We start from the raw sequence: 1,810 nt of genomic DNA, 5'->3' as shown, positions 1-1,810 counted from the left end.
GCGTGGTCGTTCTGCTTAAGTCGGATTTTCTTGCTTATTTCTGTTAGCCCCTGTTCGGGGCGGAACTTCATTTCTTTGCAAACGCGCAAAGAAACGAAGCAAAGAAACGCGTTCAAACCGCGAATACCTAAGTGTCGTCGTTGCACATTTCAGGTTTCTGGCTCGAACGTAGCTCGGCCCCAAATATTTAACCGGCAGTCGAACACCCACCTCAAGCACACGCGCCGCGCACACGCTTCGCCTCGACGGCCATATTTCAGTACCTATCGGCGTGCTCTCGCTCCTCCACCAAAGCGCGTCGTATGCGCTCCGACAAGTTGGTCTCAATACGTGAAGCTCAGGATAAAGCCGGACAACACGAAGAACAGCGCGGCAGCGGGACGGCGCTGGAAGAGAAAACAAACCGAGTTCGGAGTAATGTGACACGACGACCGTGGCCGCCGCAAGGAAGCGGATGCGGGTGAGCGCAGGCAAAGACCCGTCCGACGTGTTTGCATGAGCGTACACGGGATCATCCAAAGTGGTTCTTCGGAGAGTAGCATCGCGGTCGCTCATTCAGAATTCGGGCGCTTGAGTTAACCCGGAGTTAGCCCGGTTTGGCGGACCACTCCCCTAGATTGGCGGAGTTCGACTCGAGTCCGCGTTCACGTTCGAGTTAGCGTTAATACGTAGTGCCAGTGATTCCTGACCTTGGCCCACCCGATCGAGAGAGACAGAGAGAGACGACACATGAGCAGCATGGACGTGGTGCAGACGGAACGCGCTCGCGAGATTGCGCGGCGAGTGGAAGAATTTGTACGAACGGTGGTAGTCCCCTATGAACGCGATCCGCGTTGCGGTGCTCACGGACCGAGCGAGGAACTGGTGCGCGAACTACGCGACAAGGCGCGCCTGGCGGGCGTGTTGACGCCGCATATCTTGGACGGCGGCGACCATCTTACGCAACTGGAAACGGCCACCGTCTTGAAGTGCTCGGGTCTGTCACCACTGGGTCCCGTCGCGGTGAACACCGCCGCACCCGACGAGGGCAACATGTATCTGATCGGCAAGATCGGCAGCGCGTTGCAGAAAGAACGCTTTCTCGCGCCCCTGATTTCAGGCACGGCGCGCTCGGCGTTCTTCATGACCGAGCCTGCAGAGGAGGGCGGCGCGGGCTCCGATCCCTCCATGCTCCAGACAAGCGCCAGACGCGACGGCGACCATTGGGTGATCGACGGGACCAAGGCGTTCATCACGGGCGCCGTGGGTGCGTCGGTCGGTATCGTGATGGCCCGTAGTAATCAAGGCAACGAAGGCAATGAGGCCGATGCCAGGGTGCAGGCCACCCTGTTCCTGGTGGACCTCCCGCACCCGGCGATCCGCGTTGAGCGAATCCTCGATACGATCGACAGTTCAATGCCCGGTGGTCACGCAGTGGTGCGTATTGAAGGATTGCGCGTGCCAGATGAACAGGTATTGGGTGCGGCGCACGAAGGCTTTAAGTATGCCCAGATTCGATTGTCGCCGGCGCGGCTTTCGCACTGCATGCGCTGGCATGGCGCCGCCACGCGCGCGCACGAAATTGCCACGCGTTATGCCTGCACGCGCCGGGCGTTCGGCAAGTTGCTCGTCGATCACGAAGGCGTGGGCTTCATGCTCGCCGAAAACGTCATCGACCTGCAGCAAGCCGAGCTGATGATCGACTGGTGCGCGGCCGTGCTCGACGGCGGATCGCTTGGGACGTCGGAAAGTTCGATCACGAAGGTTGCCGTGGCGGACGCGCTGTTTCGCGTTGCCGATCGTTGCGTGCAGGTCATGGGTGGCACGGGGG

At 60.2% G+C, this 1,810-nt stretch carries 1 protein-coding gene; it reads left to right on the top strand.

All coding sequences use genetic code 11. The features are described from left to right. Positions 1 to 738 precede the first annotated feature (738 nt). A partial coding sequence (locus WCA53_RS24170) for an acyl-CoA dehydrogenase family protein (RefSeq protein ID WP_423916400.1) occupies positions 739 to 1,810 on the top strand: 1,072 nt, incomplete at its 3' end.

The organism is Caballeronia sp., assembly GCF_049581465.1.
Classification (GTDB): domain Bacteria; phylum Pseudomonadota; class Gammaproteobacteria; order Burkholderiales; family Burkholderiaceae; genus Caballeronia.
The sequence above is the reverse complement of the archived record's forward strand: the minus strand, read 5'-3'. Positions and strand labels throughout refer to the sequence as shown.